The following is a 26216-nucleotide window of genomic DNA, read 5'->3' on the forward strand; positions in this document are numbered from 1 at the left end:
GAGAGACGGCGGAGATGGACGACGACGCACCGGTCGAGACCGGCCCCGGCTCCCCCGCCGAACCGTCCGTCAGCGGCTGGCGGAGGTTCACCCGCCCGGCCCGGCTCCCGGTGCTGGCGCTGGTCACGTACGCCGTCACCCAACTCGTGCTGCTCTTCTGGTGGGTCGCCTTCTACCCCGGCCTGTTCAGCCCCGACTCGCTCAACTACATGTGGCAGTCGACGACCGGGAACTGGAACACCCACCACCCGGTGACGTACACCGCCCTGGTGTGGCTGTCGCTCCAGCTCACCAACGGAGTCGGCGCGCTCACTCTGCTCCAGACGGTGGCACTCGCCGCCGGTCTGGCCTACGCGGTGACCGGGCTGCGCCGGCTCGGCGGCCCCGCCTGGCTCTGGACGGCCGCCGCCGCCATCCTGGTCGCCCTTCCGCCGGTCGGCTCGTTCACGCTGGCGGTCTGGAAGGACGTCCCGTTCGTCATCTGTCACGTCTTCCTGCTCGGTACGGTCGCGCGCCTGGTCGTGTTGCGGCGCCGGACCCCCGGGCCGGATCGGCCGAGGCTGCCACGGAGCCTGTTCGTGGCCCTGATGGCGGAATTGACCCTGCTCTGCCTGTTCCGGCAGAACGGGTTCATCGTGACCGCGGTCCTCATCGTGATCTGCGTGCTGGTGCTCCGGGGGATGGCCCTGCGGATGATCGTCGCCGCGGTCACCGCCGTCACCATCGCGCTACTGACCAACTGGCTGCTGCTGCCGGTGCTCGGCGTACGCAACACCGGCTCGCTGGTCGCGTGGGAAACCCTCTTCGGTGACATCGCGGTCGGCTACGCCGACGACCCGGCCGCTTTCTCCGTCACCGACACGGCGGTGATGGCGCAGGTCGCCCCGCTGTCACACTGGCGCTCGTCGGCCGACTGCTACTCGGTCGACCCGACCGTCTGGCACCCCGACTTCAACCGCACGGCCACCGCCGCGCACAAGTCGGAGTTGGTGTCGATCTGGGTACGGCTCGCACAGCGGTCGCCCGGAACGGTGCTCGGGGCCCGGTTCTGCCGCAGCTCGATCGCCTGGCAGCCGGCGTCGACCGGAAACGTCGCCCGCAACCCGAACCCGTGGTCGGTGCGCACCTACGTCCAACGCGACCCGCTGTTCCGTGCCAGCCCGGCCCGGCGCGCGGCGTACTCCGCGCCACTGAGCCAGCGCATTGGCGACCTCGCGGTCCAGCTCAACGCCCGTACGGTCACCCCGGAGTGGCTCTGGTGGCGGGGAGCGAGCTGGGCGTACCTCGCGTACCTGGTCGTCGGTCTGGTGGCCTGGCGCCGCCGGGACCGGACCGTGCTCGCCCTGGCCGGACTCTCCGCCGGCAACCAGCTCTCGGTGCTGGCGATCAACAACATGCAGGGGGCGCGCTACATGTTCGTCCCGTACGTGCTGGGTGTCGTTCTGTTGCCGCTGCTGCTGACCGCCCGCCCTCCGGCCACCACGACTGCGGCGGCCACCCCGGCTCCGGCGGAGACCGCCACAGTGGAGAGCACGACGCCGGACCACCCGACCGAATCGGGCAGCCCGGCGTCGACGGGATCAGGCCAGGTTGGATGAACGCGGGTACGCGTCCGCCGGGTCGGTCAGCACGTTGACCAGGTACGGCACCCCCGAGTCGAAGGCCCGCTTGAGCGCCGGACGCAGGTCACCTGCCTTGGCCACGGTTTCGCCCGCACCACCGAGCGCGGTCACCACGTCGTCGTAGCGGAGTTCGGGCTGGAGGTCGGCGGCGACGTCGTAGCCGTACATGGCGTTCATCGGGTGCTTCTCCAGACCCCAGATGCCGTTGTTGCCGACCACGATCACCACCGGCAGCTTCTGCCGGGCGAGCGACTCGACGTCCATCAGCGAGAAACCGGCCGCCCCGTCGCCCATCAGCACGCAGACCTGACGGTCCGGGTAGGTGACCCTCGCCCCCATCGCGTAACCCATGCCGGTGCCGAGGCAACCGTACGGGCCCGGGTCGAGCCAGGTACCGGGGATCGACGGCTCCAGGTAACGACCGGCGTACGAGACGAAGTCGCCACCGTCGCCGATGGTCACCGCGTCCGGGTCGAGGACCCTGCGCAGCTCGCCGTAGATCCTGGCCGGGCGGATCGGGTCGGACTCGGCCGCCATCTCGTCCGCGTCGCGCTTGCGTGACGCGTTCTCGACCGAACGCAGGTCGGCGACCCAGCCGGCATGGTCTTCCCGGTCGCCCTGGTGGTCGGCGAGTTGGGAGAGGATCAGACGCAGGTCGCCGACGGGGTTGGCGGCGGGCTGGATGTGGGTGGGCCGCTGGGTGGGAGCGTCCACGATGTGCACCACCTGGGCGTCGCCGAAGTCGCCGAAACCCAGCCGGAAGTCGAGCGGAGTGCCGACCACCGCGACCACGTCCGCGCTGTTGAGTGCCGTACGCCGGGCCTTGGCGAAGGCGAGCGGGTGCTCGGGCGGGAGCGAGCCTCGCCCCATGCCGTTGGTGAAGACCGGCACCTGGAGCGCCTCCGCGGCCTCGCGCAGCGCGGCGGTGGCGTCACCGGCGTAGACGTCGGAACCCGCGATGATCACCGGCCGCTGGGCTCCGGCGAGCAGCCGGGCGGCCCGGGTCACCTCGTCCGGGTCGGGTTCGAGCGGGGCGATCGGGGCGGCGTCCGGTGTGGTCGCCTCTCCGGAGGAGAAGACCACCTCCAGCGGCAGGTCGAGGAAGGCCGGTCCGCGGTGCGGGCTGAGCGCGGCGGTCAGCGCGGTCTCGATCGCCGAGGGGATCTCGTCGGTGCTGGTCACCGTGGCGGCGTACTTGGTCACCGGGGCGACCAGGGGCAGGTGGTCGATCTCCTGGAGGCTGCCCGATCCCCAACGGAACGCGGGTGCCCTGCCGCCGATCACCAGGATCGGGGAGCCGTTGAAGTGGGCGCTGGTCAGTCCGGAGATGCCGTTGGTGACGCCCGGCCCGGCGGTGAGTACGGCGAGCCCGGGGCGCCGCCGCAGTTTCGCCACCGCCTCGGCGGCGAAGACCGCCGACTGTTCGTGTCGTACGTCGACGATGCGCATCGAGGGCCGACCGGCGGAGTCGGCCTCGCTGCGGTGGGCGGCGTCGTAGAGCGGAAAGACATGGCCACCGGAGAGGGTGAACATCTCGGTGATGCCGTACGCCCGCAGCGCCGCCACCGCCAAGTCGCCGCCGTGACCTTCGATCCGCTCCGTCATCGCCACTCCCTCTGCCTCGTGGTGGGTGCCCAGGTTATCGGCCCACACGGAAAAGATGAAAGAGACTCGCCTATTTCCGAGAGGTGCCGACAGCACCGTTCCACCCAACCTCGGTGTCAGCGCCCGGTGAAGTCCGGTTTACGCTTCGCCACGAAAGCGGCCATCCCCTCCCGACGGTCGTCGGTGGCGAAGAGCGCCGCGAAGAGCTGACTCTCCCAGGCCAGGCCGGAGTTCAGGTCCATCTCCAGGCCACCGTCGACCGCCAGCTTCGCCGCCCGCAACGCCTGCGCCGGACCGGAGAGGTACGGCCGCACCATGGCGACCGCCTCGGCGTACACCTGGTCAGCCGGGACCACCCGGTCGACGAGCCCGATCCGCAGCGCCTCCTGCGCGTCGACCATCCGACCCGACATGATCAGATCCTTGGCCCGTGCCGGTCCGACCAGCCGGGCCAGCCGCTGGGTGCCACCCGCACCCGGGATGATGCCGAGCTTGATCTCCGGCTGACCGAGCTTCGCGTCCTCGGCGGCGACCCGCCAGTCACAGGCGAGCGCCAGTTCACAACCGCCGCCGAGGGCGTACCCGGTGATCGCGGCGACCACCGGCTTGGGAATCCGGGCGAGGCCACCGAGGGCGGCGGAGAGTTCGACCGCTCGCGCCGCCATGTCGACGTACGACATGTCGGCCATCTCTTTGATGTCCGCGCCGGCGGCAAAGACCTTCTCGCCGCCGTAGACTATGACCGCACGGACGTCGGAGTCCGTCGTGGCGGCAGAGGCGGCGGCCCGCAACTCCTCCTGCACCTGGGTGTTCAACGCGTTCATCGGCGGCCGTTCCAGCCGAATGGTGCCGATACCGTCGCCGATCTCCAGCCGGACGAAGTCGCCCACACTCCACCTCCACATCGAAGTTCGCGTACCCACCCTACGGCGCTGCTCGTTGGGTATGTTGTCTGGTGCCACCGTGACCAGGACGTGAAGAATGATCACCTATTACGACGACCGATCCGTACGGGTCACCTCCGAGGCGATCCGGGTCGCCGACCGGGCCTACCCGTTGATGGAGTTGGCCGAGATCTGGCACCAACGGGGCACCCGCTCGTGGCGCGTACTGGCCAACCGGGGCGCGCTCGGGATCGGACTGATCGGACCGGTGGTCGCCGCCCTGATCGGCATCGCCCTCGCCATCCGCTTCCACTCCTCGATCACCGTGACGCTCGCCATCATCGGCGCCTCGTGCCTGGTCGGCTTCGCGGTCGGCCCGGTCGCCGATCTGCTGCTCGAATTCCTGGACCGCTCGTACACCCGGGGCTCGCACCGGCTGGAAATCTGGGTACGTTGGCACGGCGAACCCGTCCGCCTGCTCCAGACCACCGACGCGCTCCGGTTCGGTCAGATCTACCGGGCGCTGCAACGGGCCGTGGAACAACGTCAGAGAATGCCCCGCCCCCGCTGACGACTCCGACCATCTGATCGATCGAGCAGCGCAACTGCCTCGACGGGCACCCGCCCTGTTGACAGGCAGGCTTTGCTGGAATGGTGACGGTCTATTACCAGGACGACACGGTGCGGGTCACCTCCGATTCGGTGCACGCGGGAGGTCAGCGGGTGCCGGTCGCCGAGTTGACGTACGTCTGGCACGTGCGGGGGCGCGGCTCGGCGCGCTCCCGTTCCCGGTTGGTCGGACGCGGCGTACTGATCTTCCTGCTCTCGATCCCGCCCCTGGTCGCGATGGTCTGCGTGCTCTCCCTCGCGTACGCGGCGCAGGATCGCGGGGACTGGCGGCTCGCCGCGACCATCCTCGGAGTCTGCGCCGTCGGCGCGCTGGCCCTGATTCCGTTCCTGGAACTGCCACTGAGTTGGCTGGACCGTTCCTACGACCGGGGCTCCGGGGTGTACGAACTGTGGGTGCAGCGTGCGGGGCAGGAGCTGATGCTGCTCCAGATCGCCGACGCCATGCGGTTCGGCCAGATCTACCGTGCCGTGCAGCGCGCCGTCGAGCAACACGGCGGCGACGGCCGTTGAACCGGCCGACCGGGACCAGCCTGGCGCCGGACAGGGCGACAGCGGGGCGCCCGGCACGCCCCAGGTCAGGTGGCGGTCTGCCCCGGCAGTCCGCCCCAGGGCAACCGGGGAGGTTCCGCTGCCGCCCGGATCTGGTAGTCGAGGGCGGTCGTCTCGCTGCCCCACCTGGGCATGCCGAGCGGCATGTCCACCAGGCCGAGCTTCACCTCGATGATCGTCAGCCGTTCCGGTTTGCCCGAGAGGCCGGCGAAGACCCGGGCCAGCTCTCCCTCGGTGGCGACCACGTACGAGTCGATCGACGCGTCGCGGGCGAACACCGACGGCAGGTCGGCGTACCGCCAGTTGTCGATGTCGTTGTACGGCTGGTGCCGGCCGTCGACCGCCCGTTCCACGGTGTAGCCACCGTTGTTCAGGACCATGATGATCGGGCGTTGGCCGGTGGCGAGCATCCGGCTGATCTCCTGGACGGTCAACTGGAGTGATCCGTCGCCGGTGATGAGGACGACCCGGCGGTCCGGGTCCGCGATCCCCGCGCCGAACGCGGCCGGTGTCGCGTACCCGATCGAGCCCCAGAGCGGTGCCATCAGCACGTCCGTCTGCGGTTTGAGGTGGAACTCCACCACGCCGAACGACGGGGTGCCGGTCTCTGGCACGAGTACGTCACCGGGGCGGAGCATCGACCCCACCACCGGCCAGAGTCGCGCCTGCTGGAGCGGTGCGGTGCTGGCCGGGTCCAGGGGCGCGGGCGGCGGCACGATGGTCACGTCCCACGGGACCTCGCGTACCGGTGCGATCTCGTACAGGGCGCGCAGCGCAGCCTCCGGGGGTACGGACGGGAACACGGTGTCCCCGACGGTGGCGGCGGTGGTGTTGAGTCCGATGATCAGCGACAGGTCCAGGTCGGCGGTGAACAGGCCGTCCCAGTCGAAGAACGTGGTGCCGACGCAGACGAGGGCGTCCGCTCCGTGGATCGCCTCGCAGGTCGGTTGGAGGCTGTCCCCGCCGTTGTAGATGCCGACGTAGTGCGGGCTCGACTCGTCGATGAAGCCGCGGCCCACGCTCTGTGTCGCGACCGGCCAGTTCCGGTCCACCAGCAGCGAGTTCACGAGGTCGTGCAGGTCGAACCGGATCGCCAGGTTGCCCACCAGCAGCGCCGGACGGCTCGCCTTGGCGAGTAACCGCCGGGCGATGCCGACGAACGCGTCGAGCTGTTCCTGGTCGACCACCGGCTCGGGTCGGGTGAGCGGTGACCGGGGAGCCGCCACCTCCTGCTGGGCGACGTCCCCGGGCAGGCGGATGTAGACCGGTCGCTGGGCGAGCCAGCCTTCGCGGAGCACCCGGTCGATCTCGGTGCTGGCGTTGTCGACGGTCAGGCTGGTCTGGGCGACGGTCACCTCGCGGGCGACCCGGATCCACCGGTCGAAGTCACCGTCGCCGATCGAGTGGTGCATCGCGGTGTGCTTCTCCATGATCCGGACCGGTGGTCCGCCGACGATCGACACGATCGGCACCGACTCCGCCATCGCCCCGGCCAGGCCGTTGACCGCGGAGAGTTCGCCGGGGCCGAAGGTGGTGACGATCGCCGCGATCCCGGCCAGCCGGGCGTAGCCGTCGGCGCTGTACGACGCGTTCAGCTCGTTACAGCTACCCACCCACTCGATGCCGGGGAACGCCTCGATCTGGTCGAGGAACTCCATGTTGTAGTCGCCCGGCAGGCCGAAAATGTGCCGTATGCCGAGGTCGTGGAGCCGGCTCAGCAGCAACTCACCCACGGTGGTCATGGTCGGATCGCCCCGCTCATCGTGCCGCTCCCGTCACCAGGCCGTCGCCTCCCGGTCGGGCCGAGGAAAATACCGACATTCCGCCCGACGCCGTCAGCTCATTCTCTGATTTCCACCGCTGCGGGGTCCGGAAATCAGCAAACCGTTGCCGGCCGGAGCGAGCCGGCAACGGAGCGGACGGGCCGCTGCCGATGATCAGCCGCCGGGCGGAGGCGCCTGCCGCGACGCACAATTGCGGCCATGCCGCTCCCCCTCCCCCGCCCCTCGGTCCTGCTCGACCTCACCCGTACCGCCGTGGGTCAGGCCGCCGGCACCGCGACCACCCGGGCCGCCCTGCCGAGCCGCGCCTTCGACCTGCTCGACGCCACCGAACCCTGGTACGCCGGATCGCCGTCGTGCTCGACCGCGTGGAAACCGCGCTCGAACGCATGGAGTCCACACTGGACCGAACGGACCAGGCGGTCGACGCGGCTGAGAAGACGATCGAAGCTCAACGTGACCCGCGACCTCAAGCTCGCCATCGCCGGCATCCCGGGTTTGCAGATGCTGCGCCGCCGGGGTGAGGGTCGGGTGGTCGAGGAGTAGTCAGCCGGCCGACGGTGCCGGACGGCGCAGGTCGTCGATCTCGACCACCTCGCGCCCGAGCGGCCAGAACGCGGCGGGCACCAGCTTGAAGTTGGCGATCCCGAACGGGATGCCGATGATCGTCACGCAGAGCGCGACACCGGCCACCACGTGCATCAGTGCCAGCCACCAACCGGCGAGCACGACCCAGAGCACGTTCGCGAGCCCCGATCCGATGCCGGCGCCGGGCTTCGGGGCGAGCGTGCGACCGAACGGCCAGAGCGAGTAGTAGGCCAACCGCAGCGACGCGACCCCGAACGGGATCGTGACGACGAGGACGAAACAGATCAACGCCGCGATGCCGTACCCGATGGCGAGCACGATGCCGCTGCCGAAGATGAGCCAGAGCAGATTGAGAATGAACCGCACCATGTCCCCTATCGTGGCCACCGTCGGCAAGCGGTGGGGTCAGTTCCCCGTGGCGTCGGCGGTGGCGTACAGGGAGTCGATCTCCTCCCGGCGGGGCAGCGAGGCGGAGGCACCGACGTGGCGGGCGCAGGCGGCACCGGCCGCGCAGGCCCAGCGCACCGCGTCGACCAGTGCACGCCCCTCGCCCCAGGCGACCGCGAGCGCGCCGGTGAAGGCGTCACCGGCACCGGTCGAGTCGACCGCGTCGATCGGGAAGGCCGGGACGTGCACGGCGGTGCCGTCGCGGTCGCCGTACCAGGCGCCGTCGGCGCCGAGGGTCAGAACCGCCCGGGGTACGGCACGCAGCAGCGCCTCTGGTTCGTTCCGGCCGGTGCCGCTGACCGCCCGCGCCTCGCCCTCGTTGACCACGAGCAGGTCGACCAGGTCGAGCAGTTCGGTCGGGAGTTCCCGGGCCGGGGCGGCGTTCAGCACCACCCGGGTGCCGGCGGCCCGTGCCGCGCGGGCCGCTTCGAGGACCGTGTCGAGCGGGATCTCCAACTGGGCGACCAGCACGTCCGCCCGGCGTACGGCGGAAAGCTCCGCCTCGGTCAGGACGGTGAACGCGGCGTTAGCGCCCGGCGCGACCACCACCGTGTTCTCGCCGGCCGCGTCGACCGTGACGACGGCGACACCGGAGGCGCCGTACACGACGCGCAGTTGACTGGTGTCGACGCCGGAGGCGGCGATCCGGGCCTTGAGTGTCACGCCGAACGAGTCGGAGCCGATCGCGCCGAGGAAGACGCCAGAGGCGCCGGCCCGGGTGGCGGCGATGGCCTGGTTGGCTCCCTTGCCGCCGGGAACCATCACAAAATCGGTGCCAAGCACGGTCTGACCGGCGGCCGGCAGCACCGGCGTCATGGCGACCAGATCCATGTTGGCGCTGCCCACGACAACGACCCGGGGTCGGCTCATGGGCTCCTCCTGGTGGTTCGACCCGAGCCATGATTCTAGAGGCGGCGGCCTGTTCGGTTTTCTGGCAGGCTGCCGAGGATGGGAGACACGGCATTCGGGGTCATGTACCGCTGCGACAGCCCACCGGAACAGCTTCCGGCCTACGCCCGGCTGGTGGAACGGCTCGGCTACGACGAACTCTGGGTGGTCGAGGACTGCTTCTTCACGGGCGCGGTCTCCGCTGCCGCGATCGCCGCCTCGGTCACCGAGACGTTGAAGATCGGCATCGGCATCCTGCCCGCCGCGTTCCGCAACCCCGCCCTGGCCGCGATGGAGTTGACCAACCTGGAACGGGTCTTCCCCGGGCGGATCCTGCCGGGCTTCGGGCACGGCATGCCCGACTGGGTCCGCCAGGTCGGCGCCGACCATCCGTCGCCGCTGGCGGTGCTCGGTGAGACGGTCAGCGCGGTACGCGCCCTGCTCGCCAGCGAGACGGTCACCGTCGACGGCCAGTACGCGAAGCTGGACGGGGTGAAGCTGGCGTTCCCGCCGGCCGAGGCGCCCCGGATCTCGACCGGCGTACGCGGCCCGAGATCGCTGCGGCTCTCCGGGCAGGTCTCCGACGGCACGATCCTGACCGAGTGCACGAGCGCACCTTCCGTACGTTGGTCGCGGGAGCGAATCGACGCGGGCCGGGCCGACGCCGGGCGTACCGACCCGCACCGGCTCACCCTCTACGCCTGGCTCGACTTCGACGAGAAGCGGGAGTGGGCTCGTCAGGCGATCGCCGGGCGGCTCGTCGGCGGCCCGAAACTGCCACCCGGCGACGACGACCTGGCCGAGGAGATCGCCGCCCTGGTCGCCGCCCACCCGAAGGTGGAGGACCTCGCCGGGGCGCTTCCCGAGAGCTACCTCGACCGCTTCACCGTTGCCGGTACGGCAACACAGAGCGCGGCGTCGGCGAAGCGGCTGATCGACGCGGGCGCCGACTCGGTCGTCTTCGTTCCCCCGAACGATCCACCACTCGCCGTCACCCAGATCACCCTCGCCGCGACGGAACTCCTCCCCCTGCTCCGCTGACCCCGCCCCCTGTTGACCCAGCCCCTTCGGGGCGCGTGACTCGACAAGGCTGTACATGGAATTCGATGTACGTACAGTGTACGTACATGATTCTTCGTGTACGTACGGATCGAGTCACAGCCCCGGGACAACGCGCCGCCCTCCGACTAGCCTCCGCGCGATCCCGTGCTGCACCAGGATCGCGCGGAGGCCGGGAAGGTCCCCGCTCAGCCGGTGGGGAAGTCGTCGGCGGTACGGATCCGGTCGCGTACCCAGACACCGGCGGGCTTGAGGACCCCGGTGCCGGCGTACGAGGTGCCGTTGCACGTGCCGGTGTTGAAGACGGCTCCGGAGCGGAAGTCGTCGGAGAAGTTCCAGTTCACCCAACTGATCTTCTTCGTCGCCATCAGATCGATGTACGCCTGCGCCTGGGTGAAGTTGTTCGCCCCGTCACCGGAGGCGGTCTGGGTGCCGAACTCGGTGACGAACATCGGGATCCGGTCGGCGGCCCGCGACAACGCGTTCAGGTACGACGAGCCGTGCGAGGCGGCGTAGAAGTGGAAGGTGTACATGATGTTGGTGGCGTTGACCGGGTTGTTGATCACCTCGGTCTCGCTGGCACCGTCGGAGAGGCCGAGCGAGGACCACGCGCGGGTGCCGACCAGCACCACACCGTCCGGGTCCTGGGCACGGATCACCGGGATGATCTGCTCCGCGTACGACTTGATGCTGGACCAACCGACGCCGTTCGGCTCGTTCGCCACCTCGTACAGGATGTTGGTCTTGTCCCTGTGTCGGCTGGCGATCTCGGTGAAGAAGGTACGGGCGCGGCTCAGGTTGTAGTTCGGATCCCCGGGGGTGAGCATGTGCCAGTCCACGATGGCGTACATGCCCCGGGCAGTGGCGCGCTCGATGTAGTCGTGCACCCGGTCGGTGAAGCCGCGCGGGTCGGTCTCGTACCCGTCCTCCTGGATGTACATCGAGATCCGCAGCACGTCGGCCCGCCAGTCGGTGGCGAGCGCGTCGAGCGAGTTGTTGTTGACGCACTGGGCGTACCACTGGATGCCGTGTGTGCTCATGCCGCGCAACTGGATCGGCTGGTTGTACCGGTTGCAGAGCTTGGTGCCGCAGACCCGGAGCTGGCCGTTGATGGCCGCCGGGGTGCTGCCGCCACCGCCGCCGGGTGCGGTGGTCGCGCTGACCTGGTTGCTGACCGCCGAGAGGTTGCCGGCCGCGTCCCGCGCCCGGACCGTGAAGGTGTACGCGGTCGCGGCGGTCAACCCGCCGACGGTGCCGCTGGTGCCGGTGACCGTGGTCGCGAGCGTCCCGCCCCGGTAGATGTTGTAGCCGGTCACGCCGACGTTGTCGGTCGAGGCGTTCCAGGCCAGCGAGACGCTGTTCGACGTGACCGAGGTGCTGCGCAGGTTGCCCGGTGTGGTGGGTGCCTGGGTGTCGCCGCCGCCACCGCCGGAGCACGAACCGCCGTTGACGGTGCAGTTGGTCGGGGTGCCGGTGCCGGAGACGGTGAAGCCGAAGGTGGTGCTCGCGCCGGCGCCGAGGGTGCCGTTCCAGGACTGGTTGGCGAAGCTGTGGTGGTTACCGGAGCTGGTCCGGACCGCATCCCAGGAGCTGCCGATGGTGGAGCCGCCGGGCAGGTCGAACTCGACCCGCCAGCTCGTGATCGTGCTGCTCGTGTCGTTGCGGACAGTGAAGAGGGCCTCGTACCCGCTGCCCCAGTCCTGGGTCTTGGCGAAGCTGGCGGTCGCCGCGTACGCGCTCGGCGCCAGCAGTACGGCGGACGCTGCGGCCAGCGCGGTGGCGGACACCAGTGTCACCAGCCGACGGAGTCTGTTCATCCTGCTCCCCTGACGGTTCGGTCGATACCTCGACGCACGTCGATGAAGGAACAGTAAATTCAGTTAACAGTTGAGTCAACAAATCGACACTTGTCCGGATTGCCGACCGGACGTTGACCGGCTTGTTGACCGGCTTTGTCGAGGGCGAGGAGGAGAGATCAGGCGGCGCGTGCGGCGAACCGTTCGCCGACCCGCTCGACGGTGAGCGCCACCCCGAACGTACGGGTCAGGTTCTCGCCGGTGATCGTCTCGCCGAGCAGGCCCTGCGCGACGACCCCGCCCTCGCGCAGCAACAACGCGTGGGTGAAGCCCGGCGGGATCTCCTCGACATGGTGGGTGATCAACACCAGCGCCGGTGCGTCCGGGTCACGGGCCAGGTCCGCCAGCCGGGTGACCAGGTCCTCACGCCCGCCCAGGTCCAGCCCGGCCGCCGGCTCGTCCAGCAGCAGCAACTCCGGATCGGTCATCAGGGCACGGGCGATCTGCACCCGCTTACGCTCCCCCTCGGAGAGGGTGCCGTAACGCCGGTCGGCCAGACCGGCCACCCCGAACTGCTCCAGCAGTGCACGCGCCCGTGCCTCGTCCATCGCGTCGTAGCTCTCCCGCCAGCGGCCCACCACCGACCAGGCGGCGGTCAGCACCACGTCGCGTACCGGCTCGTCGGAGGGGATGCGCTCGGCGAGACCGGCCGTGGTCAGGCCGATCCGGGTCCGGAGCTCCGCCATGTCGGTCCGGCCGATCCGCTCGCCGAGCACCCGTACCGACCCACTGGTCGGATGCGTTCGCCCACCAGCCAGGTTCAGCAACGTCGTCTTGCCGGCGCCGTTCGGGCCGAGCACCACCCAGCGCTCGTCCAGCTCCACCCGCCAGCTCAGATCGCGCAACAGGTGGGTGCCGGTACGCACCACGTTCACCCCGGCGAGGTCGACCACCAGGTCGTCGTCGGCCGGGTTTCCGGGCGTGCCGGGGGCAGCCGCACCGGCGATGTCGTGGACCAGCTCAGTAGGCACCCGACCATCCAACCACGCAGGCGTGGCAGGCCCCCACGGACGCCTCCCTGCCCGTAAGGTGAGGCGCCGTGTCATTGATCACGCCGAGGACTCGGAGAGCCACATGAACCGACGCGGCGAGGCGCCCGCGTGAGCGCGGTCATCGAGATACAGGGGTTGCGCAAGACCTTCCGGCACCGGCGCGACCAGCCATGGGTCGCCTTGGACGGCTTCGACATGCTGGTCGAGACCGGTCAGGTGCACGGCTTCCTCGGGCCGAACGGGTCCGGCAAGACCACCACCCTGCGTACCCTCCTCGGCCTGGTACGCCCCGACGCCGGGCAGATGCGGGTGTTCGGCGAACCGTCGCCCGAGCGACTGCCGGTGGTGGCACCCCGATTCGGTGCGATCGTCGAAAGCCCACAGTTCTTCGGCAACTTCACCGGCCGGCGTACCCTCCGTCTGCTCGCCACCGCGGGCGACATACCACCGACCCGTGTGGACGAGGTACTCGAACGGGTCGGTCTCCGGGACCGGGGCAACGAGCGGGTCAAGGGCTACTCACTCGGCATGAAGCAGCGGCTCGCCGTCGCCTCGGCCCTGCTCAAGAACCCCGAGCTGCTGATCCTCGACGAGCCGGCGAACGGCCTGGACCCGGCCGGCATCCGGGAGATGCGTGATCTGATGCGCGATCTCACCCTGGCCGGGGTAACCGTGCTCCTCTCCAGCCACATCCTCGCCGAGATCGAACTGATCTGCGACCACGTCACGATCATTTCGCGGGGACGTCGGGTCACCGCCGGACCGGTGACCGAGGTGCTCGCCGGCTTCGACCAGGGCGAATACCGGGTACGGGTGGACGACCAGACCCGCGCCGCCGAAGTGATCGAGGCGGCCGGACACCCCCTGGTGATCCACCCCGAACACCTGGTGGTCGGCGGTGTGACCGACCCGGCCGCGCTCACCCGGGCCCTCGGCGAACAGGACCTCTGGGTACGCGAGCTGACCCCGCTCACCCCGGACCTGGAGAGCGTCTTCCTCGAACTGACCGGCACCACCCCGCGCCCCGGCATCCCGCACCAGCTCGACGACTCCGTACGCCCCCGCCGGGCCGACCTGGACCACGACGGTCCGGAAGCGGAGATCGAACTCGGCCTCGCGACCGTCCACCCGGTTGCCACCGGCGCGACGGCACCGGCGCTCACCGGAACCGGACCGGCGGCAACCAGCGATGAGGAGACGAAGGCGTGAACCTGGTCCAGGCCGAGTTCGAACGGCTGGCCTCGCGCCGCTTCGTCCAACTCATGCTGGCACTGCTGATCGCGGCGTTCACGATCACCGTCGCCACCACCGTCGCCGGCTCGCACCAGCCCACCGCGTCGGAACTTTCCCACGCCCAGGCGCAGGTGCAGCGCGAACTGGACGAGGACGAACGCCGGCTGGCGGCGTGCCGGCTGGCCAACCATCCGGGGGCCTCGGAGGACGAACGGGCCAGGTACCCGCGCGACTGCGACACCATCCCGCTCGACCGGCCCCAGATCGAGGACTTCCTGAACGGGGTCTTCGTCTTCGAGCGGCAGATCCGGGGACTGATCTACTTCCTGATCACGTTCCTGGCGCTCTTCGGCTTCCTGGTCGGCGCCTCCTACATCGGCGCCGACCTGACCTCCGGCGGCATGACGAACCTGCTGCTCTGGCGGCCACAGCGGCTCACCGTGCTCGGCACCAAGCTCGGCACACTGCTCGGTGCCGTGCTCGGGGTGTCGGCCCTGGCGTCGCCGCTCTTCGTCGGCGCGTTCTGGCTGGTCGCCGAGGTACGCGGGATCACCGGCACGTTGGACGTGGACTTCTGGAGCTTCCTCCTGCCGACCATCGTCCGAGGCTGGGTGCTGACTTTGATGGTGACCGCGATCGGCTTCACCATCGCCGTACTGGGTCGGCACACCGCCGCGGCGCTCGGCGTGCTCGCCGCGTACGGGGTGCTCTGGGAGGGCGGCGGCCGGATCGTGATGGAGATCGTCGACGCGCCGCGGCCGGACCTGTGGATGCTCTCCACCTACATCGGCGCCTGGCTGCTCGGCCAGGTCCAGCTCACCACCACCGCGGCGACCTGCCAGGAGATGTACTGCCCGCCGGTGTTCTACGCGGTCAACTGGCCGACCGGGCTGCTGGTGCTCTCACTCGTGGTGGCCACCTTCGTCGCCGCCTCGTTCACCTCCTTCCGCAAACGCGACCTCGTCTAGCCACACCCGCATCTAAGGAAGGGGCCCTTGTTAACGCATAGCGTTAACAAGGGCCCCTTCCTTACACCTCAGCCGACGGTTGAGCCGAACACCTCGTCCCGGACCGCGTCGAGGGCGGTACGCAGGGCGCCACGCAGCACCGGCTCCTCGGTCAGTTCGGTCACCACCACCCGCGGCGTGACCAGGGTGATCGCAGCGACTTCGTGCTGCACCCGTTCGGCGAGCGCACTGCCGCCGGCCTGCCCCACCTCGCCGGCCAGCACCACCAGCGGTGGGTCGAGTACGACACAGGTGCTGGCCACCCCGAGCGCCAGCCGGCGGGCCAGCTCGTCCAGGACCGGTCCGCCCTCTGTCCCGGCGGCGATCGCGGCCCGTACCGCGTCGCCGGCCGTCGGCGCCCGGAAGCCGTGCTCGCGGGCGATCACCCGGACCGCGTCGGCGGCGGCGAGCTGCTGGAACGCGGGCTTGGCCCGACGCGAGACGTCACGCGGGATGGTCGCGCCCGGGACCGGCAGGTATCCGATCTCGCCCGCCGCGCCGGTGCTGCCGTGGTGCAGCCGACCGCCCAGCACGATCGCCAGCCCGACGCCGACGCCGACCCAGACGAGGACGAAGTCGTCCACGCCACGGGCCGCACCGGACTGCGCCTCGGCGAGCGCGGCGAGGTTGACGTCGTTCTCGAAGACGACCGGGGTGTGCAGGTCCTCGCGGAGGGCGGCGAGCAGTCCCCGGTGCCAGCGCGGCAGGTTGAACGCGAAGGTGATGTCGCCGGTGGCCGGGTCGACCAGGCCGGGGGTGCCGAGCACCACCCGTCGGACGCTGTCCAGTGACGCTCCAGCGTTGCTGACCGTACGGACCACCGCGTTGTGGACGACACCGACCGGGTCGTCGGTGTCCCGGGTGGACTGTTCGACCCGGCCGATCACCTTGCCGGTGATGTCCGCGCAGGCGGCGACCACCCGGTCCGGGCCGACGTCAACGCCGACCACGTGCGCGCTGCCCGGTTCCACCGCGTAGAGCTGGGCGTTCGGTCCGCGACCGCCGGCCTGCTCGCCGACTCGGACGACCAGCCCGCGTTCCTCCAGCCGTTCCACCAGTTGTGAGGCGGTCACCTTGGAGAGCCCGGTCAACTCCCCGAGCTGCGCCCGGGTGAGCGGCCCCTGCGCGAGCAGCAGTTCGAGTGCGGCGCGGTCGTTGAGGGCGCGCAACAGCCGGGGCGTACCGGGTAGTCGGGTGGTGGCCATCAGGTCCCCTAGTTATTAGTAAAGTTTGTTATTAGATGGTCTAGCCTTTACCGAGTAGCCGTAGCGTAACGGCCCGTCGGTACCCCGTCGGTAACCCGACAGGGCACCGCTTGGTCACGAGATGGCCCTGCCTGGTGCGACACTCGGACCAGGGGGGCCGCGAAGAGGAGACAACGTGGGGACTGATCCTGGACTCCGCCGGTTGGCACTGCGTACGTTGCTCGCCGCCTTCCCGGGCAGCGCGCCTCCGGACTGGGCACTGCGCCTGACCGCCGACGGGCTCGCCGGCCACACCCTGTTCGGCCGCAACGTCACCGACCCTGCCCAGGTCGCGGCGAGCACCGCCGCGCTGCGCGCGATCCGCCCTGACGTCCTGATCGCGATCGACGAGGAGGGCGGCGACGTCACTCGCCTGGCCCACGCCACCGGCAGCCCCTACCCGGGCAACGCGGCCCTCGGCGCGGTCAACGACGTCGGCCTGACCCGTCGGGTCTACCAGGCGATCGGCGCCGAACTGGCCGCCCTCGGGATCAACGTCAACCTGGCCCCCACCGTGGACGTGAACAGCGCCGACGAGAACCCGATCATCGGCACCCGCTCGTTCGGCGCCGACCCGGTCCGCGTCGCCGCGCACTCCGCCGCCGCCGTCGCCGGCCTCCAGTCGGCCGGCGTGGCGGCCTGCGCGAAACACTTCCCCGGCCACGGCGCCACCATCTCCGACTCGCACTACGAACTGCCCACCGTCGACGTACCCCTGGACCTGCTCCGGGTCCGCGACCTGCCGCCGTTCGCCGCGGTGGTCGCGGCCGACACCAAAGCGATCATGACCGCGCACATCCGGGTCCCGGCGCTGACCGGCGAGGGGCCGGCGACCTTCAGCAAGGCCGTCCTGGTCGACCTACTCCGCCGGGAGTACGGCTTCGCCGGTGCGGTGATCACCGACGCGTTGGAGATGAAGGGCGCCGCGCAGGCCGCGGGCGGGATCGGGCCGGCCGCCGTACGCGCCCTGGACGCCGGGGCCGACCTGCTCTGCATCGGCGCGCAGGTGGACGCCACCCTGGTCGAGGAGGTGGCCGAGGCGATCGTCGCCGCGGTCGGTGACGGCCGACTCGCGGTCGCACGGGTCGAGGAGGCGGCCGGCCGCGCCGACGCGCTCGCCGCCTGGACCCGGGCCGGCACGACCGCCGAGATCACCGCCTCCAACCTGGGGTACGCCGCGGCGAAACGCGCGGTACGGGTCGAGGGCGTCCTCTCCGACCTGGCGAGTCCGCTCGTGCTGCAACTCGTCTCCGCCTCCACGATCGCCGAGGGGCGTGTGCCGTGGGGACTCGGACCGCACCTCGATGGCACCGAGAGCCTGCCGGTGGTGGCCACCGAGACCGAACCGGCCGCCCTGGTCGAACTGGCCGGTGGACGGCCGATCGTGCTGGTCGGTCGGCACGTGCACCGGCTGGCGGGCGCGGCCGAACTGGTCGAGACGCTCGCCGCCCGGCATCCGGTGACGGTGGTCGAGATGGGGTGGCCGTCGACCTGGCGGCCGGTGGGCGTACGCGCCTTCGTCACCACGTACGGCGCCAGCCACGCCAACGGGTGGGCCGCCGCCGAGACCCTCGGTCTGGCGGGCTGAGGCGTACCGGCCCCACTGACCTTGGCCAGCACCCACTGACCTTGGTCAGATCGCGACACCCACCATCAGCGGAAGACTTTGGCCACTCCCTGTTCATACAGTGTTCACCATGACGGAGCGGGCACGGTCGACGGCACGGTCAGTGGACTCGAACGGCACGGCGGGCGCCACACCCGCCCGTCGTGCCGGCACTGGCGCACTTCGGTTGGGGGCGGCGGCGACCCTGACCGTGGCGGGAGCCGGGCTGGTCGGTTGGCTCTCGCCAGGTGGGTTGGGCCACCCCGGTCCGATCCGGATCACCGACGGCCTCTCCACCGGCGGCTACCGCTCGATCGCCGAGGTGCTGGCCGGCGCCCCCGGCTGGACTCACCAGGTGGTCGAACTCGCCACCGACGGCGCGATGCTGATCCTGCTCGGACTGCTCGGCGGAATCGGCTGGCTCGGTCGCACCCGCGACCCGCTACTGCTGGCCGGCGCGGTGCTGATCCTCGCCGCCACTGCCGGCGCGTACGCGCTGAGCGAGGGGCTGAAGCTGGTGGTGGACCAGGAGCGGCCCTGCCGGGCGGTGCCCGGCGTGGAGTCGATCACCACCTGTCCCGAGATCGGGGACTGGTCGTTCCCGAGCAACCACGCGACCATCGCCGGGGCGCTCGCGGTCGGACTGGCCATGGTCGCACCCAAACTGGCGCTGTTCACCCTGCCGCTCGCCGGGGTGACCGCGCTGCTGCGGGTGGTGGCCGGCGTCCACTATCCACATGACGTGGTGGCCGGGCTGACGCTCGGCGCGGTGCTGGTCGTCGCCTCGGTGGCCGTCGCGCTCCGCCCGACCGCGCGACTGCTCCACGCGCTGCGTCTGACCACCGCACCGCCGCCGGAGCGGACCCGGTAGAACCCCGGGTACGCATCTGCTCGTCAAGTCCTCCGAACGGACATTTTGGACGACTCTCCCGCGGGCTTGAAAGCATCCGGCCGGATTCGTAGCGTTATCGCTGGTCACACCGTCCGTCTCGCAACCACCGAGGGGGCGGGACCCGCCAGGGCACGGGTGGCGCCGAGCGGCGGGACGGTCACACCGTCGACGGACCGCCCGCCACGCCTTGCCCGTACGCCCGGAACTTCGGCCTGGGGAAGGATGCGGACCGTGGGCCCGTCGGGGTCCACGGTCCGCGCCACGTACCCCTCGATTCACCACCAGGTCCGGGGCGAACCCGGCCCCACTCCGAGATGACCCCACCCCTGGCACTCGGGGCACCGGGAGCCGGCCGGCGACCACCATCTCATTGACGAGCTTCACTTCGCGCCCGTATGGTGAAACGCAGGGAAAGCGCTTTCCTTTGGTGCCCGGACCCGTCCCGGTCCGGGCGACACCCGCCCCGGCCTCCGGTCCGCCGCCCGACAGCAGCCCCGGACCGAGAAAGCAGCGCTGGAATGAACTCATCCACCACCATCACCCGCCCCTCTTCCCGCCCCCGTCGAGTCACCCTGGTCGCCGGCCTCGTCACGGTGCTGGTCGGCACGCTGATCGGCGCGGGCGGCCCGGCCCAGGCCCGCCCGTACACCACCGCCGAGGGCTCCTCGCACCGCGCCGCCGGAGCCACGAACGCGCTTGCCGACGCCCCGATCGGATTCGCCTCGGTGAACGCTCTCGGCTTCAACGGCACCACCGGCGGCGCGGGCGGACCCACCGTCACCGTCACCACCGGCGCCGCCCTGGAGGACTACGTCGGGCGCGCCGGGCCGTACGTCATCCGGGTCTCGGGCCGGATCCAGATCTCCGACATGGTCACCGTGGTCGCCAACAAGAGCATCCTCGGCGTGGGCAACACCGCCGAGATCACCGGCGGCGGCCTTCAACTCGGCTCCACCACCCGGCCGGGCAACAACGTCATCATCCGCAACATCAGGTTCACCGACGCCGAGGACGACTCGATCAGCGTCACCAACAAGGCCCACCACGTCTGGATCGACCACAACGACCTCTCCGACGGGTACGACGGTCTGCTCGACATCAAACGCGAGTCGGACTACGTCACCGTGTCGTGGAACCACTTCCACCACCACAGCAAGTCGAGCCTGGTCGGGCACTCGGACAACTACCCGGCCGACATCGGCAAGCTGCGGGTCACGTACCACCACAACTTCTTCGACGGCACCGACCAGCGACACCCCCGGGTGCGCTTCGCCGACCCGGTGCACGTGTTCAACAACTACTACCGGAACAACGCCCTCTACGGCATCGCGTCAACCGAGAACGCCGGCCTGATGGTGGAGGGCAACTACTTCGAGAACGTGGCTCACCCGATCTACGTCGGTTACGACAAGAGCGGACCGGGACGCGTGGTCGAACGGAACAACCGCTACGTCAACTCCGGTGCGCCACAGACCGCCGGCACGGTGGTCGAGCCCCGGACCTACTACCCGTACACCGTGGACGATCCGGCAACGGTGCCGGCGACCGTCTCGGCCGGTGTGGGCGTGGGCAGGATCGGCCTCTGAGCCGCCGCCCACCGCGGCCCGGTCGGGTCCGGGACGACTCCGTCCCGGACCCGACCGCCAGCCGGTTCGGCATCCGCTCCCGGCGGAGGCGGCGCGACGCTGGGCGGAGTACGCCTCCCACTGGACCGGCTGGAACACGTTACGCGCCGTCGCCAGTCTGGTCAGCCTGCTGCTGGTCGGTGCCGGTCTGCTGGCCTGGACGCTGCCCGACGGCCAACCCTGAACCGGGGACGCCACACCGGTACGGATGCGCCGGCACACCCGTGGGCGCGGGTGTGCCGGCGACTTTCCGTGGCGCCGTACGGTCTAGTTGGGGTTGCCCGCGTGGGTCAGGGTCTCCCAGGCGACAAAGAGGTTGTTGGTGCCGGCCGGGCGCTGCTGCTCGGTGAGCCGTTGGGTGTTGGTCATCGCGATGCCCATCCGGTTGTTCAGCGCGTTGAAACCGACCTCGGTGACCGGGCCGAGGCCCCTGGTCAGGCTGCCGCCACAGAGCCAACTCGGAATCGCCTCGCCGAGCTGGTACTTGGCGTGGAAGCCGAGTGCGTGCCGCAGCCGGTCCTGGAGTTCGGGGTAGAGGTCCTGGCCCTGGTGGCGCGTGGTCTCGGCGACGTGCGCGATGGCCGAGATGCCGTACCCGGTGTGGGTGAAGTCGCGGCAGGTCTCCTGGGACAGACCGTCCACGAAGGTGTTCTGCCCCTGCCAGTAGCTCGCGACCTCGGCCCGGGTGTCGATGGTGCTGCCGGCGGGCCCGCGCGGGAAGGCACCGTCGCTGGTCAGGTAGATGAAGGCGGGCACCCGGGCGCGGAACTTGGCCAGTGCGCGGTCGTAGACCGACCGGTCCTCCAGGAAGACCGAGATGCCGATGGACGCCTCCATCATGCTCAGTTCCCAGTTGCCGTTGCTGTACGTGTTCCCGTTGATGATCTCGGGCAGGTAGACGTTGCGGAGCATGGTGCCGAAGCGGGCGACGTTCGCCGCCGACCAACCGCTGTAGGTGTAGCGGATGATCTCGGCGGCGCGCGGCCAGGACGATCCGGCCCAGGCGGTCTGGAGCGGGGCGTTGCTGTTGGTGTGGTCCTGGATGGTCGCCGACCAGGCGTCCATGATCTGGATGGCCTTGGTGGCGTACCGGCTGTCCTGGGTGATGTACCAGGCGAGCGCGAGCGTGTACGCGGCCAGCGCGTCCTCACGCTCGTCGGTGCAGCCGTTGTTCGGGTTCGAGTACGACCCGCACTCGACCACGGCACGCGGCCGGGCGGTACGGGTCAGCGAGGCGTACCGGCTCGCCATCATCTGGTCGTAGGCGGCCTTCCACGGCTGGGCGTTGGCGTTGACCCGGGACCGGATGAAGTCGAGCTGCGAGCGGCTGACCAGCACCCCCGGGTGGGTGAAGGTGGCGGGTGCCGCGGCCACCACGTCGCCGGACCGGGCCGAGCCGTCAGCCGTGCCGGTCTCACGCGCGGAGGCGGCCGGGGCGATCGTCAACAGCAGGGTGGTCGCGGCGGTGACCGCGAATGCCCACCTCCCGCGTCGGAATGGCTGGGACATCAGGTCCTCCTGGTCGGGATCGGCCGACATCAAACTGTAAGGAGTGTTAACTGCCGTCGATACGACCATCTTGGTCGATACGTTGTCAACCCACCCCAGCCCAACCAAAGAAAACCGGCGACCCACCAGGGGACCGGTCAGCGGATCCGCGTCGGCGCTACTCCGCCTTGAAGACCCCGTACGACGTCCAACCGCGCGACGGGAACCCGGCGGCCTCGGCGACCCGGGCCGAGGCGGCGTTCTCCGGCGCGTGCAGGTAGGTCGGGACCGCACCCTCGTCCAACACCCGGCGGGCAGCCTGCGCCACCAGACGCCGGGCCAGGCCGCGCCCCCGGGCGGCCGGCGACGTGCCGACCGACAACTCGTGGCCGTACCGGTCGTGCCGCTTGATCCCCACCCCGGCGAGGTACTCACCGTCGCTGTCCCGGGCCACCAGTACGTCACCGAAGGGGCGCAGCCACGCGGGCAGCGTCGGGTCGTCCGCGGAGACCCACTGCCCCGCGTCCGGCAACGGTGTCGGCGCCAACGAATACCGGAACACCGCCGGGTATGTCCGCCAACCGCTGTAGCCGACCGCCGCCGGCAGCGCGCCGAGCAGGTCGTCGAAGGGGCGGCCGGTCAGCTCACGTACGGCACCCACCCGGTCGGGCGGCACCGACAACACCGCACCGCCCGGGGCGGCGACCGCGAGTGCCGGCCGGACCTGACCGTCCCACGCCGGAAGGATGCGCCGCTCCGAGCCCACCACCTGCAACGGCCGTCGCGTGGGCCACTGCCCCAGCAAACTCACCAGATGGTGGAAGAGGCGTGTGTCGAGCATGTGGCACCTCGCCCTGCGACCGGATGTAAGGAAGGGCCCCTTGTTATCGCTTTCGGTATAGGAAGGGGCCCTTCCTAACGCGGCGGCATGGGGCTGGCGGCGCAGACCAGGCTATCGGCAGATCGGTCTGGCCGTTGGTGGGTCGGCCGGGAATCGATGGCCCACTACCATCTGTACTCATGACCGTCGCTGCACGCGCACCCCACCGGGTGGTCGGGTACGCGCGGCAGCTCGCCACGGTCATGCACACCCTGTCCGGTGCCGACCTGATCGGTCTCTATCTGCACGGCTCGGCGGTGCTGGGAGGATTCTCTCCCCCACTCAGCGACGTCGAGGTACTGGCCGTGGTGGCCCGCGCCGGCAGCGCGACACACCAGTTCCGGGTCGGGACGGCGCTCGGCCGGACGATCGACCGCTGCCCGGGGCGGGGACTGGACCTGACCGTCGTCACCACCGCCACCGCCCGATCGCTGGGCACCTGCCCGTTCGAGGTACGGGTGACCGGCGCCACCGACGGCAGCGCACACGTCATCCCCGGCACCGGCCATCCGGGCAACCCCGAACTGGTGCTCCAGGTCGAGATCTGCCGCCGGTACGGCCTCGCGGTGACCGGCCCACCGCCGGACCGGGTCTTCGCCCCGGTTGCGGCACAACGGCTGCGCTGGGCCATCTGTCGGCAGCTCGACTGGGCACTGGCCCAGGGCAGGCAGGGTGAGGCCGTACTCAACGCGTGTCGGGCCCTGCGGTTCGCCGCCGACGGCAGCCTCTGCGCCAAGGTCGAGGCCGGCCGCTGGTACCTCTCCCGACACCCGCACCACCCGCTGGTCGCCGAGGCGCTGGTGCTGCACCAGATCGGGGACCGTCGGGAACTCTCCGGCGCCGGTGCCCGCTTCGTGACCGACGCCCGCGCTCTGCTCGCCGCGACCGACGAGAGCTGATTACCGCGACCAGCGAGAGCTGGTTACCGCGAGCGGCGAGAGCTGATTACCGCGAGCGGCAAGGGCTGATTGCCGCGACCGACGAGAGCTGGTTACCGCGAGCGGCGACGAGGGCCTGATCGTCCGGTTTCCCGAGCCCCGCCCGGTGCGGTGATCCCCCTCGACAGCCCTGTCCGCGCTGCCCGGCTATCGGATTGTCCGGCTGGCCGCTACGACGGGAACTAGGCTGGACCACGCCGATGGACGTCACCGTTCCTCTTCCCTGGAGGCGTACGTGACAGACCGAGCGCGCAGGCCGACGCCGGCCGACCCGATGCCCGGGGCGGATTCGGGGACCAAGGTACCGAGCGCGGTGGTCCGCGATCTGCCGCCGGAGCTGGGCCCGGACGCGGTCGCGGTGGTCGAGGGCAGATCGTTCATGATCTCGGACGCGACGGGCGACATTCCGCAGGGTTCCATCGGCGGGCTGGTCCACGACGACACCCGGTTCCTCAGCCGGTGGGAACTCCGTATCGCGGACAAACCGCTACTACTCCTGGGTTCCGGAACGGTGGAGGACTACTCGGCGGCCTTCTTCCTCACCAACGCCGAGATCGACGGCATACCGTCGAACAGCGTCGGCGTACGGCGGCAACGCTTCATCAGTGACGGTCTGCACGAGCGCGTCGAACTGGAGAACTTCACGAACGCACCGATCTCGTTCGACCTGAGCCTGTCCGCGGGCACCGACTTCGCCGACCTGTTCGAGATCAAGGAGTGCATCTCGGACCGTTCGGAGACGATCACCCGCCTGCACGGATCCGACGGCACGTATCTGGACTTCTCATACACGAACGGCGAGTTCCGTGCCAGCACCAGGGTGCAGGCGGTACCACCGGCCGACCGGACCGAGGGTGACGAACTGATCTGGCGGGTGCACCTCGAACCGGATCACGCCTGGCGGTGCGAATTCACGATCCCGCTCGAATTCGGCCCGCTGCAGGTGGCACCGAAACATCGGCATTTCGGTGAGGCCTTCGACGATGAGAGAGACGACGCGATCAGTATCTGGAGCAGGCAGTGCCCCGACTGGCGGCTTGAGTCGGAACTGCTCCGCGACGTGATGGAGAAGTCGAAGTCGGATCTGGGCGCACTCCGGATCGAGAAGTCCGCGGGTGGGGTACCGATCATCCTCCCCGCCGCCGGACTGCCCTGGTTCCTCACCATCTTCGGCCGCGACTCCCTGATCAGCGCCTATCAGACGATGGTCTCCGGGCCGACCCTGGCCAGGGGCACGCTGCTCGCGCTCGCAGCCGCCCAGGGTCGTCAGTTCGACGACTTCCGGGACGAAGAGCCGGGGAAGATCCTGCACGAGATCCGCAGCGGTGAACTGACCCAGTTGAAGCAGAAGCCGCACAACCCGTACTACGGCACCGCCGATGCCACCCAGCTCTGGCTCATCCTGCTCTCCGAGTACTGGCGGTGGACCCGCGACGACGAGTTCGTCCTCGGCTTCCGGGAGAACGTCGACTCCGCGCTGTACTGGATGGACCACTACGGCGATCCGGACGGTGACGGCTACATCGAGTACGCCACCCGCTCCAGCCAGGGACTCGGCAACCAGTGCTGGCGTGACTCCTGGGACGGAATCAAATTCGCCGACGGGTCGACCCCGGTACTGCCGATCGCCACCTGCGAGATCCAGGGCTACACCTACGACGCGAGGAGTCGCGTGGCGGAGTTGGCCGACGGGCCACTACGCAACCCGGAGCTGGCCCAGCGGCAACGCGCCCAGGCGGCCGAGCTGTACGAGCGGTTCAACCGGGACTTCTGGATCGACGAACGCGGCGGGTACTACGCGGTCGGACTCGACGGCGACAAACGCAAGATCGACGCCATGACGTCGAACATGGGTCAGCTGCTCTGGAGCGGGATCGTCACGCCCGAGCGGGCGATCACCCTGGCGAACCAGTTGATGTCGGAAGCGATGTTCTCGGGCTGGGGCATCCGTACCACCTCCAGTCAGGACCATGGGTTCAACCCGATCGGCTACCACTCGGGCACGGTCTGGCCCCACGACAACTCGCTGATCGCCGCCGGCCTGGCCCGTTACGGTTTCCGACAGGAGGCGAACCGCGTCATCATGGCCATGATCGAGGCGGCCAAGTACTCCGACTACCGGCTACCCGAGGCGTTCTCCGGCTACGACCGCTCGTACGGCCGCCTGCCGGTGCCGTACCCGACGGCGTGCAGCCCTCAGGCGTGGTCGGCGGCGGCGCCGATGCTCTTCCTCCGTACGATGCTCGGCCTCGACGTGCGCGACGGCCAACTCGTCGCCGACCCGCAGGTGCCGATCGAGTACGGGCGGATCGCCCTGGACGGCCTTACCGCTCTCGGCAAGCAGTGGAACGTCGAGGCCGCCGGTTCGGAGGCGTCCGTCCAGGCCATGACCTGACGACCCG

23 protein-coding genes are annotated in these 26216 nt (G+C 70.0%); 13 read left to right on the forward strand and 10 right to left on the reverse strand.

Annotated features, from left to right (window positions below; all coding sequences use genetic code 11):
• The first annotated feature begins 14 nt into the window (after nt 1-14).
• Nucleotides 15-1598, forward strand: coding sequence for a hypothetical protein (locus tag ACIBF5_RS16615; protein ID WP_396812384.1), 1584 nt, complete (start codon nt 15-17; stop codon nt 1596-1598).
• On the opposite strand, the gene ACIBF5_RS16620 is transcribed toward ACIBF5_RS16615, so the two are convergent.
• Nucleotides 1581-3227: an acetolactate synthase gene (locus tag ACIBF5_RS16620; RefSeq protein ID WP_396812386.1), complete on the reverse strand. Its 1647-nt coding sequence runs from the start codon at nt 3225-3227 to the stop codon at nt 1581-1583. The genes ACIBF5_RS16615 and ACIBF5_RS16620 overlap by 18 nt on opposite strands.
• 116 nt (nt 3228-3343) lie before the next feature.
• Complete coding sequence (locus tag ACIBF5_RS16625) at nt 3344-4117, reverse strand: enoyl-CoA hydratase/isomerase family protein (protein ID WP_396812388.1); 774 nt, start codon at nt 4115-4117, stop codon at nt 3344-3346.
• A gap of 91 nt (nt 4118-4208) precedes the next feature.
• Here ACIBF5_RS16625 and ACIBF5_RS16630 point away from each other — a divergent pair, with 91 nt between their 5' ends.
• Both ACIBF5_RS16630 and ACIBF5_RS16635 read left to right on the forward strand, forming a co-directional pair.
• The gene (locus tag ACIBF5_RS16630) at nt 4209-4682 is read left to right on the forward strand and encodes a DUF6232 family protein (RefSeq protein WP_396812390.1); all 474 of its coding nucleotides are present in this window, start codon (nt 4209-4211) and stop codon (nt 4680-4682) included.
• Between the two features lie 80 nt (nt 4683-4762).
• Complete coding sequence (locus ACIBF5_RS16635; protein WP_396812391.1) at nt 4763-5251, forward strand: DUF6232 family protein; 489 nt, start codon at nt 4763-4765, stop codon at nt 5249-5251.
• 65 nt (nt 5252-5316) lie between these two features.
• On the opposite strand, the gene ACIBF5_RS16640 is transcribed toward ACIBF5_RS16635, so the two are convergent.
• Complete coding sequence (locus ACIBF5_RS16640; protein ID WP_396812393.1) at nt 5317-7032, reverse strand: alpha-keto acid decarboxylase family protein; 1716 nt, start codon at nt 7030-7032, stop codon at nt 5317-5319.
• Between the two features lie 240 nt (nt 7033-7272).
• Here ACIBF5_RS16640 and ACIBF5_RS16645 point away from each other — a divergent pair, with 240 nt between their 5' ends.
• Nucleotides 7273-7617 carry a hypothetical protein gene (locus tag ACIBF5_RS16645; RefSeq protein WP_396812395.1) on the forward strand — a complete coding sequence of 115 codons (345 nt, stop codon included), beginning with the start codon at nt 7273-7275 and terminating at the stop codon, nt 7615-7617.
• Here ACIBF5_RS16645 and ACIBF5_RS16650 read toward each other — a convergent pair whose 3' ends face one another.
• The gene (locus tag ACIBF5_RS16650) at nt 7618-8028 is read right to left on the reverse strand and encodes a YccF domain-containing protein (protein ID WP_396812396.1); all 411 of its coding nucleotides are present in this window, start codon (nt 8026-8028) and stop codon (nt 7618-7620) included.
• Nucleotides 8029-8064: 36 nt separating this feature from the next.
• A complete protein-coding gene (locus ACIBF5_RS16655) occupies nt 8065-8976 on the reverse strand; it encodes a ribokinase (RefSeq protein WP_396812398.1) in 912 nt (303 codons plus the stop codon).
• A 78-nt stretch (nt 8977-9054) separates the two neighbouring features.
• Between ACIBF5_RS16655 and ACIBF5_RS16660 the strand changes: the two genes are divergently transcribed.
• Complete coding sequence (locus ACIBF5_RS16660; RefSeq protein WP_396812400.1) at nt 9055-10035, forward strand: LLM class flavin-dependent oxidoreductase; 981 nt, start codon at nt 9055-9057, stop codon at nt 10033-10035.
• Between the two features lie 206 nt (nt 10036-10241).
• Here the strand turns inward: ACIBF5_RS16660 and ACIBF5_RS16665 are convergent, their stop codons facing one another.
• Nucleotides 10242-11870: a cellulase family glycosylhydrolase gene (locus tag ACIBF5_RS16665; RefSeq protein ID WP_396812402.1), complete on the reverse strand. Its 1629-nt coding sequence runs from the start codon at nt 11868-11870 to the stop codon at nt 10242-10244.
• Nucleotides 11871-12028: 158 nt separating this feature from the next.
• Complete coding sequence (locus ACIBF5_RS16670) at nt 12029-12955, reverse strand: ABC transporter ATP-binding protein (protein WP_396812403.1); 927 nt, start codon at nt 12953-12955, stop codon at nt 12029-12031.
• A 54-nt stretch (nt 12956-13009) separates the two neighbouring features.
• On the opposite strand from ACIBF5_RS16670, the gene ACIBF5_RS16675 reads away from it, so the two are divergent.
• Both ACIBF5_RS16675 and ACIBF5_RS16680 read left to right on the forward strand, forming a co-directional pair.
• Nucleotides 13010-14110 carry an ATP-binding cassette domain-containing protein gene (locus tag ACIBF5_RS16675; protein ID WP_396812405.1) on the forward strand — a complete coding sequence of 367 codons (1101 nt, stop codon included), beginning with the start codon at nt 13010-13012 and terminating at the stop codon, nt 14108-14110.
• Nucleotides 14107-15102, forward strand: a complete 996-nt coding sequence (locus ACIBF5_RS16680) for an ABC transporter permease subunit (protein WP_396812406.1) — start codon at nt 14107-14109, stop codon at nt 15100-15102. The genes ACIBF5_RS16675 and ACIBF5_RS16680 overlap by 4 nt, the downstream gene beginning before the upstream one ends.
• A gap of 68 nt (nt 15103-15170) precedes the next feature.
• Here the strand turns inward: ACIBF5_RS16680 and ACIBF5_RS16685 are convergent, their stop codons facing one another.
• Nucleotides 15171-16346, reverse strand: coding sequence for an ROK family protein (locus tag ACIBF5_RS16685; protein ID WP_396812408.1), 1176 nt, complete (start codon nt 16344-16346; stop codon nt 15171-15173).
• A gap of 175 nt (nt 16347-16521) precedes the next feature.
• Between ACIBF5_RS16685 and ACIBF5_RS16690 the strand changes: the two genes are divergently transcribed.
• The 4 genes from ACIBF5_RS16690 (at nt 16522) to ACIBF5_RS16705 (ending at nt 20692) form a co-directional block, all read left to right on the forward strand.
• Nucleotides 16522-17973 carry a glycoside hydrolase family 3 N-terminal domain-containing protein gene (locus ACIBF5_RS16690; protein WP_396812410.1) on the forward strand — a complete coding sequence of 484 codons (1452 nt, stop codon included), beginning with the start codon at nt 16522-16524 and terminating at the stop codon, nt 17971-17973.
• Between the two features lie 109 nt (nt 17974-18082).
• Complete coding sequence (locus ACIBF5_RS16695) at nt 18083-18862, forward strand: phosphatase PAP2 family protein (protein WP_396812412.1); 780 nt, start codon at nt 18083-18085, stop codon at nt 18860-18862.
• Nucleotides 18863-19401: 539 nt separating this feature from the next.
• Entirely contained in the window at nt 19402-20469 is a 1068-nt protein-coding gene (locus ACIBF5_RS16700) for a polysaccharide lyase family 1 protein (RefSeq protein ID WP_396812414.1), read from the forward strand.
• Nucleotides 20441-20692, forward strand: a complete 252-nt coding sequence (locus ACIBF5_RS16705; RefSeq protein WP_396812416.1) for a hypothetical protein — start codon at nt 20441-20443, stop codon at nt 20690-20692. Before ACIBF5_RS16700 ends, ACIBF5_RS16705 begins: the two co-directional genes overlap by 29 nt.
• A gap of 83 nt (nt 20693-20775) precedes the next feature.
• On the opposite strand, the gene ACIBF5_RS16710 is transcribed toward ACIBF5_RS16705, so the two are convergent.
• Together ACIBF5_RS16710 and ACIBF5_RS16715 are read right to left on the reverse strand one after the other, a co-directional pair.
• On the reverse strand, nt 20776-22017 hold the full coding sequence (locus ACIBF5_RS16710; RefSeq protein ID WP_396812418.1) for an alginate lyase family protein: 1242 nt from the start codon (nt 22015-22017) through the stop codon (nt 20776-20778).
• A gap of 157 nt (nt 22018-22174) precedes the next feature.
• Complete coding sequence (locus ACIBF5_RS16715) at nt 22175-22837, reverse strand: GNAT family N-acetyltransferase (RefSeq protein ID WP_396812419.1); 663 nt, start codon at nt 22835-22837, stop codon at nt 22175-22177.
• A gap of 179 nt (nt 22838-23016) precedes the next feature.
• On the opposite strand from ACIBF5_RS16715, the gene ACIBF5_RS16720 reads away from it, so the two are divergent.
• Both ACIBF5_RS16720 and ACIBF5_RS16725 read left to right on the forward strand, forming a co-directional pair.
• A complete protein-coding gene (locus tag ACIBF5_RS16720; protein WP_396812421.1) occupies nt 23017-23775 on the forward strand; it encodes an aminoglycoside adenylyltransferase domain-containing protein in 759 nt (252 codons plus the stop codon).
• A gap of 274 nt (nt 23776-24049) precedes the next feature.
• Nucleotides 24050-26209: a glycogen debranching N-terminal domain-containing protein gene (locus ACIBF5_RS16725; RefSeq protein WP_396812422.1), complete on the forward strand. Its 2160-nt coding sequence runs from the start codon at nt 24050-24052 to the stop codon at nt 26207-26209.
• Nucleotides 26210-26216: the final 7 nt, after the last annotated feature.

Source organism: Micromonospora sp. NPDC050417 (assembly GCF_044458865.1).
GTDB lineage: Bacteria > Actinomycetota > Actinomycetes > Mycobacteriales > Micromonosporaceae > Micromonospora_G.

What these genes read in the sequence shown, in the direction of transcription:
- ACIBF5_RS16615 (WP_396812384.1), top strand. Translation starts at nt 15, where the DNA reads ATGGACGACGACGCACCGGTCGAGACCGGCCCCGGCTCCCCCGCCGAA.
- ACIBF5_RS16620 (WP_396812386.1), bottom strand. Translation starts at nt 3,227, where the DNA reads ATGACGGAGCGGATCGAAGGTCACGGCGGCGACTTGGCGGTGGCGGCG.
- ACIBF5_RS16630 (WP_396812390.1), top strand. Translation starts at nt 4,209, where the DNA reads ATGATCACCTATTACGACGACCGATCCGTACGGGTCACCTCCGAGGCG.
- ACIBF5_RS16635 (WP_396812391.1), top strand. Translation starts at nt 4,763, where the DNA reads ATGGTGACGGTCTATTACCAGGACGACACGGTGCGGGTCACCTCCGAT.
- ACIBF5_RS16640 (WP_396812393.1), bottom strand. Translation starts at nt 7,032, where the DNA reads ATGACCACCGTGGGTGAGTTGCTGCTGAGCCGGCTCCACGACCTCGGC.
- ACIBF5_RS16645 (WP_396812395.1), top strand. Translation starts at nt 7,273, where the DNA reads ATGCCGCTCCCCCTCCCCCGCCCCTCGGTCCTGCTCGACCTCACCCGT.
- ACIBF5_RS16650 (WP_396812396.1), bottom strand. Translation starts at nt 8,028, where the DNA reads ATGGTGCGGTTCATTCTCAATCTGCTCTGGCTCATCTTCGGCAGCGGC.
- ACIBF5_RS16655 (WP_396812398.1), bottom strand. Translation starts at nt 8,976, where the DNA reads ATGAGCCGACCCCGGGTCGTTGTCGTGGGCAGCGCCAACATGGATCTG.
- ACIBF5_RS16660 (WP_396812400.1), top strand. Translation starts at nt 9,055, where the DNA reads ATGGGAGACACGGCATTCGGGGTCATGTACCGCTGCGACAGCCCACCG.
- ACIBF5_RS16665 (WP_396812402.1), bottom strand. Translation starts at nt 11,870, where the DNA reads ATGAACAGACTCCGTCGGCTGGTGACACTGGTGTCCGCCACCGCGCTG.
- ACIBF5_RS16670 (WP_396812403.1), bottom strand. Translation starts at nt 12,955, where the DNA reads ATGACACGGCGCCTCACCTTACGGGCAGGGAGGCGTCCGTGGGGGCCT.
- ACIBF5_RS16685 (WP_396812408.1), bottom strand. Translation starts at nt 16,346, where the DNA reads ATGGCCACCACCCGACTACCCGGTACGCCCCGGCTGTTGCGCGCCCTC.
- ACIBF5_RS16695 (WP_396812412.1), top strand. Translation starts at nt 18,083, where the DNA reads ATGACGGAGCGGGCACGGTCGACGGCACGGTCAGTGGACTCGAACGGC.
- ACIBF5_RS16700 (WP_396812414.1), top strand. Translation starts at nt 19,402, where the DNA reads ATGAACTCATCCACCACCATCACCCGCCCCTCTTCCCGCCCCCGTCGA.
- ACIBF5_RS16710 (WP_396812418.1), bottom strand. Translation starts at nt 22,017, where the DNA reads ATGTCCCAGCCATTCCGACGCGGGAGGTGGGCATTCGCGGTCACCGCC.
- ACIBF5_RS16715 (WP_396812419.1), bottom strand. Translation starts at nt 22,837, where the DNA reads ATGCTCGACACACGCCTCTTCCACCATCTGGTGAGTTTGCTGGGGCAG.
- ACIBF5_RS16720 (WP_396812421.1), top strand. Translation starts at nt 23,017, where the DNA reads ATGACCGTCGCTGCACGCGCACCCCACCGGGTGGTCGGGTACGCGCGG.